Annotated in this window: 6 protein-coding genes; all 6 read right to left on the bottom strand. The window is 30.5% G+C overall.

Going from position 1 to position 6437, the window contains the following annotated elements:
* Positions 1-347 precede the first annotated feature (347 nt).
* The 6 genes from ACYQ19_RS07420 to ACYQ19_RS07395 all read right to left on the bottom strand — a co-directional run bounded on the left by ACYQ19_RS07420 (position 348) and on the right by ACYQ19_RS07395 (position 6410).
* A complete protein-coding gene (locus ACYQ19_RS07420; RefSeq protein WP_459978799.1) occupies positions 348-1088 on the bottom strand; it encodes a prepilin-type N-terminal cleavage/methylation domain-containing protein in 741 nt (246 codons plus the stop codon).
* Positions 1063-2913: a citrate/2-methylcitrate synthase gene (locus ACYQ19_RS07415; protein ID WP_459978798.1), complete on the bottom strand. Its 1851-nt coding sequence runs from the start codon at positions 2911-2913 to the stop codon at positions 1063-1065. Before ACYQ19_RS07415 ends, ACYQ19_RS07420 begins: the two co-directional genes overlap by 26 nt.
* On the bottom strand, positions 2913-4247 hold the full coding sequence (locus ACYQ19_RS07410) for an ATP citrate lyase citrate-binding domain-containing protein (RefSeq protein ID WP_459978797.1): 1335 nt from the start codon (positions 4245-4247) through the stop codon (positions 2913-2915). The genes ACYQ19_RS07415 and ACYQ19_RS07410 overlap by 1 nt, the downstream gene beginning before the upstream one ends.
* An 84-nt stretch (positions 4248-4331) precedes the next feature.
* Positions 4332-5486 (bottom strand): hypothetical protein, encoded by a 1155-nt coding sequence (locus tag ACYQ19_RS07405; protein ID WP_459978796.1) that lies wholly within the window; start codon positions 5484-5486, stop codon positions 4332-4334.
* Positions 5483-6046 carry an anthranilate synthase component II gene (locus ACYQ19_RS07400; RefSeq protein WP_459978795.1) on the bottom strand — a complete coding sequence of 188 codons (564 nt, stop codon included), beginning with the start codon at positions 6044-6046 and terminating at the stop codon, positions 5483-5485. Before ACYQ19_RS07400 ends, ACYQ19_RS07405 begins: the two co-directional genes overlap by 4 nt.
* Positions 6047-6074: 28 nt before the next feature.
* On the bottom strand, positions 6075-6410 hold the full coding sequence (locus ACYQ19_RS07395; RefSeq protein ID WP_459978794.1) for a winged helix-turn-helix domain-containing protein: 336 nt from the start codon (positions 6408-6410) through the stop codon (positions 6075-6077).
* Positions 6411-6437 lie beyond the last annotated feature (27 nt).

The raw sequence follows: 6437 nt of genomic DNA, 5'->3' as shown, positions 1-6437 counted from the left end.
CCCCTGTCAAGACCTATTCTCCTTTTTTTAAGGAAATTTTATATTTTTTACTTTCTTATCGCTTTTCTTACTAATCTATATCTAACTTAGGGTCTGGCACTGCTATGATAATACTTAGTTATTATTCATATAATGTCTATATTTTGATCTGTATTGTTACAATTACTTTATACTTACATGAAAATCAATACCATCATCTAGTTTTTAGTGCCTGACACTTCACACATAATTTTAACATTTGTTTTTTGAACTAATGTTTTTATTTCTTATATTATTTTTATTTTATACATATTTATAATTTATTTTTCTTAAATTCAATTTTGTTATTTAAGTATTTTAAGCTTTTATTAATTACAATCCACTTCTTCTACATTGCCAGATGGTGAAATTTCAATTGCAATACAATTATTATTTGAACAAGTTGTATCTTTACATAATTTAATTTTTACATTTCTTGTTAATAGCTTTCTAACATTTGCAAAAGGATTAATATCACCAGCATCTCCAGCAGTTCCTTCATTTAAATAAACATTTCCCAAATTGTCAAACAATATATCAATTCTATTTCCTAATGATGTAGGCATATTTGATGATGAATATCCAGTAAACTCAATCCTTTTAATTCCATAAGATGATAAATTTAATTCCGGACTATAATCTGCTACTAGTGCACCGATATAATATTTTTTTGATAATGGATTAATAGCTAATTCACTAAGATGTGAATATCCTTCGTCAAAATTTGAACTACTTGCATTAGAAGGTGAATCACTGAAAATATAGTAATAAATTGTATTTCCTGTGTTGGTTATTTTTAGATGCCACCATTGTTTAAACCAATATTTACTTTGATTTTGATCAGATGTAGATGTAGTTTTTGGAAAAGGTTGATATTTATCATCTTTTAATGCAAGTGATTGAGTAAATTTAATATCTTTAATTAACTGATCAGCTGCTAATTGAAGTCGGTTTGGAGAAAAATTGAATGATAAGGTAGCTACAATAATACCTATAATAATAATTACTACTAATAATTCAATAAGTGTAAATGCAGAAGAAAAATTATTTAATTTCTTCTGCTTTGTCAACTTGGTAAAGAATATCATCCCATGGGTGTCTATACATTGGCATTCCAAGTCTTTTCTCATCAAGAATGTGTCCGATGAATCCAATACTTCTTCCAACAATAAAGAACGCATTTAATGTCCCACTTTCAATAAATTCATTTATTTCTTTCTCAGTATACCCTAAAGCTCTCCACATGTCAACCATTAATATACCAATTGTTCCGTCAACATTTAAAATTAAGTTTTCTTTTTTAGAAGTTGTTTCTTTTTCAACTTCTAAAGCATAATCAAGTAAAGGTGTCGCAGGGAAAAACTCTGCCGCATATTTTTTAAGTCCTTCTACCCTCTTATCTGGATTTCTAACAGATTTAATTCTATGTCCGATTCCTGGAATTGGAATACCTTGTTTTTTCATATATGCAAGGAATTCTTTAGGGCTCATTCCGTTATCATGTGCATATTTGAAATAGTGCGCTGCACCATCAATCGCACCACCAAATCTTGGACCTATTGTTAATAAACCAGTTACTAAACTTTCAACTACTGATTTACCTGCTCTTGCAGTAACTTTTGCATTGTGTGCTCCTGATACAGCAGGACCATGGTCTGCAACTGTTTTGATTACAGTTTCAATAAAGTCAGTTGCCCATTTAGGATATCTTTTTTTGAACCAAAGTAGTGAAATAACATCACCAATGCTGTATCCAGTATCAGGTGTAGCAACAGCACTAATTGGAATACCAGCATAAACTGCCTCTTCACCTCTATCATCAGAAATAGTACAAACGAAATTTCTTGGTTTTCTGATTTTACCAGCTGCTAATGCTTTATTATAATCTTCCGGAATTGGAGGAACTGTTGGCTCTTCGATTTCTCCGATTACGCCTTCGCCTTTTAATTGTTCATAAACACCTCTGATTACATCAGGTAGTTCGTTAAAGTTTGCAGGAACATGAATTCCAGCTTCTTTCATTGCTCTGTTTTTAGCTTCCGCAGTTTCTTCGTCAGCATTTGCACTCGCACCTGCGTGACCAAACTGAACACCGCTTGAGAAGTGTTTAGCAATTGTCCCGATACACCATCCGATTACAGGTTTAGTAATTTTTCCTTCTTTGATAGCTTCGATCACTTTATATTCTTCTCTACCACCAACTTCACCAAGAAGAATCATATATTTAACTTTAGGGTTTTTCTCCATTCTTAACATATGATCAAGGAAAACTGATCCTACGAATCTGTCACCACCGATTGCTACACCTTCTGCAATACCATCTGCATTAAGTGCAATAATATTTGAAAGTTCGTTAAATAAACCACCACTTCTTGTTACAAGTCCAGCACTTCCCGCTCTGTGAAGTTTAGATTTTACGATGTTTTCAATAGTTCCACCAATATTTGCTACTTTAAATGCACCCGGAGCAATTGCACCAACTGTTGCAGGCCCTATGATAGTAACACCTTTTTCTCTTGCTGTTTTATTCATAATTCTTGCATTTCTTTCAGGAATACCTTCAGCAGTAATCATAATTACTCTGAACTGATCCATTGCAAGAGCATCCATAGTTACATCATAAGCAGTTCTGAATGATGCAAAGTTTAATAATACATCAGCATTAGGATGGTTTTTAACAGCATCTGCTGTAGTTCTGTAAATTGGAATCATTACTTCATCAGTTCCGAAAAAGAATTTTTCGAATTTATTGCTGCTAGTAGGAGCAACGATTGCCGCTACTGATGGTTTCTCTCTTTTAATAATATAGTCATAATCAAGCATTCTTTGGATTGCAGATTTATTATTATTCCAAAATATTGCCTGTGTGTCCCTTGTAAATAATTCGTTAGCCATTAGTTCGCTCCTTTTTTATCTTCTTCAAGTGCCATTCTTACGATATCTGTAATATGTGTTTCCGGTCCGTAAACTTCAATAGGAAGCCCAAGTCTTTCAGCTGCCGCTTTAATATCTTTAAGACCTTTTTCGTAGTTTGGTCCACCTCTTCTTACGTAAATTCTTGTTCCAACATCTTTCATTTTATCAGCATATTTTTCAAATGCTTGGATAATACCTGTAAATGTTTTTGCTACGTCTGTGAAGTTTGCAATCGCACCACCAATAATTAAGATTTTATCTCTACCTTTTGGATCTTTTTCTCTTGTCATCAAATCAAGAACCGTTTCAGTATAAAATCTTGTTTCATCAGTAGTCGGACCACCAGAATATTCACCATAGTTTGCTAAATCTTCAACACCGCCAGCCATATCAGCAATAGTATCAGCATATACAACTGAAGCACCACCACCAGCTACTAGTGTCCAGATTCTTCCTTTAGGGTTAAGAATTGTTAGTTTAAGTGAAGCACCGCTTTTTGCATCAGCTTCTGCAATAGCTTTTTCTTCAGGTGATTTTTCAGGCATTCCAAATGGTGTTGGGAATTCGATATCACCCCATTTGTCTTTCATCATAAATCCGGCAGTATCGTCTAATCTTGCAACAAGGTCAAGCAGATATACATTGTTTCCAACGATAACTACAGGGTTTATTTCAAGATATGCAAAGTTAAGGTCTCTAAAGAATTTATAGAAATTAATAGCAAAGTTTGCATATACGTCTTTTTTATCAGCCGGAATGTCTGCAGGGATGTTTTCTTTTACAAGTTTTTCGATTTCTTCGTCACTTGCATCGATAGGAATTTTCACTTCTGTTACCTTATCCCAGTTTTCTTCAACTTCCATACCACCATGTGCACTTAGATATAAAACATCATTATTTTCATCAAATGTAGTAGCAGCAATATAGTATTCCTCATCTTCACTATGAGGTGTGAAAGGCTCTACGATAAAGTGAGTAAGTTCACCGCTTTGTCCACTAAGAAGTGTAACTTTTCCGCTTCTTTTTTCATCAATCCATTTAGCAGCATCTTCTAAAGTCACATCACCCGGTTTATTTACTTTAAACAATACTAGATTGTTTTTTCCTCTTTTACCGAAAAGCATATCAGGTTTAGCAACCAAAGCTTTTTCATTTAACCACTCATATCCAGGCTCTTTTGCCTTAGCTCTTAACTCATCTCCACTTGTTACAAGAACACTTTCAAACGGATAATTTAATCCGCTAAAATATTTATCCCAATTTTGGGCAAAAAGTTTTTTTCCGTCATATTCACGAATCGGTTTTTGAGCCATTAAATCTCCTTGAATTTTATTTTAGAAATTGTATCATTATTGAACAAAGTTATAATCTTATTTTATAATTTGAAAAAAATTTTTTTATATTGTGTTTAGTTTTGAAACATCAATTTCTAAAATTTTTCTGTTTTTGTGAAAAATTGAAACTTTATTTTCTCTTTTTTTATATATTAACTTAAATTCATTACCATTTTTAATGCCGTAAAAATTTAGTGCTTTTATTAAACGTTTATTATCACTAAAAATAAAATTAATACGATTTTTCTTTAATTTTTTTACAAGAGGTTTTATAAAATAGTAACTACTGCTTAAATTCCTTGCAGGTGTATATCTATTAAAAAAAAGAGCTAAATCAAAAACAAAAAGAGAAACAAACAATATTATGAACAGAGTTTTATATGTTTTTCTAAATTGAGGCAACCTAACTCTGTATGAATTTAAATAATATTTAACCATATACACAATATAAATTAATGTATAAGGTGCATAATCATCAATGTTTATTCTCTGTCTAAAGGATAAAATTATTGAAATAATAAATGTAAAAAAAGCTATAAAAAATATTATATCCCTTTTTTTATCCAACAAACCTTTATAAATCGCAAACAAAAAATATATAAATACAAAAGGTGAAAAAATTAAAAAATATGTCCCAAAAAGATCTAAAAAATGACCTTTGGGTTTACCGCCAATGTCATAATTGAAATAATTGGCATTAATTGCCAAAAACAATAAAGACAATAACAATAATAAGTTGTCTTTTTTATATATAGAATAAAATATCAATGCAAAATAAAGTGATATAAAGCTGTAATCCAAAAACACCAGAAAACCTAACAAAATATATGAAATGGCTTTATTTATTTTATATAAATATACAAATAATAGTGTTAGACATATTATATATATTGATTTATTGACAATTAAAGAAGAAATAATCATTCCGGGTATTAACATAAAAATTAAAGTTGCAAAGAATCTATCTTTTTCTTTTTTTAAATAAAAAAACGTTATTTTGTAAAACAACAAAACACTGACAAATGCAGTGATAACACCCGGAATTCTTAAAGCCAAATCATTTTTTCCAAAAAGAAAAAAAACGAAGTTTAAAATATAATTTAAAAATGGAAAATGCTCAATGCTTCTAACATCAACTATAGAATAAGAAAGAAAATTTACGCCATACCATAATAAAAAAGAATAAAAAAATAATGAAATAAAAATAATTTTTTTCATAATTTTAGAAAATTATTAATAATTTCTTTTCCATATTCACTCATAATAGATTCCGGGTGAAATTGAACACCATAAATAGGTTTATTTTTTACCCTTAAAGACATAATTTCATTATCATCTAACGAATATGATGTAGGAATAATACATTCCGGCAGCTTTTCAGGATTTGCAACAAGAGAATGATATCTGGTAACTCTGAATTTATTTGGCAAATCTTCAAATATATCGTCTTTCAGTATTATTTGAATATCCGAAGTTTTACCATGCATTAAATTTTTAGCTCTTATAATTTCACCGCCAAAAGCATATGCTATAGACTGATGTCCTAAACAAACCCCTAGAATCGGTTTTTGTATTTTTTTAATAACTTCAACACTCACACCAGCTTCTTTGGGTGTAGAAGGACCCGGTGAAATGATAATTTTTTCCGGATTTAATTTTTTAATTTCTTCAACACTCATTTCATCATTTCGGATTATTTTTAAATTTGCACCAAGTTCAAGGCAGTATTGGACAATATTATATGTAAAACTATCATAATTATCTATCATTAAAACCATATATAGCCTTTTTGTTGTAATTTTATCATTAAATTTTATTTTTTAAAAACACTTCAAGTTCCGATAAACACATCTTAAAATTACTTTCAGCATTTTCGAATATTTCTATTAATTCTTTTCCGTATTGCGTCAATCTGGTTCCACCGCCACCTTTTCCACCGCTTACTTTTTCGACAACCTGTTCTTTTGCTAATTTGTTTATTATATCCACCGCATCCCATGCAGCTTTATAACTCATTTTCATCTCTTTTGCCGCTTTTGAAATAGAACCATATCTATCAATTTTTTTTAATAATTCCACTCTTCCTTTTCCCAAAAAACTTTTCCCTTCTTTTTCAATCCAAAAATTCCCTTTAACCTTCATTATATTCCTATTTTTTTGTTTTTATTA

Source organism: Nautilia lithotrophica (assembly GCF_054656815.1).
Note: the sequence above shows the minus strand (reverse complement) of the source record. Positions and strands in the feature narration are given on the sequence as shown.

Coding starts and splice junctions, on each gene's coding strand:
- ACYQ19_RS07410 (WP_459978797.1), bottom strand. CDS start 4,247: ATGGCTCAAAAACCGATTCGTGAATATGACGGAAAAAAACTTTTTGCC.
- ACYQ19_RS07395 (WP_459978794.1), bottom strand. CDS start 6,410: ATGAAGGTTAAAGGGAATTTTTGGATTGAAAAAGAAGGGAAAAGTTTT.
- ACYQ19_RS07415 (WP_459978798.1), bottom strand. CDS start 2,913: ATGGCTAACGAATTATTTACAAGGGACACACAGGCAATATTTTGGAAT.
- ACYQ19_RS07405 (WP_459978796.1), bottom strand. CDS start 5,486: ATGAAAAAAATTATTTTTATTTCATTATTTTTTTATTCTTTTTTATTA.
- ACYQ19_RS07400 (WP_459978795.1), bottom strand. CDS start 6,046: ATGGTTTTAATGATAGATAATTATGATAGTTTTACATATAATATTGTC.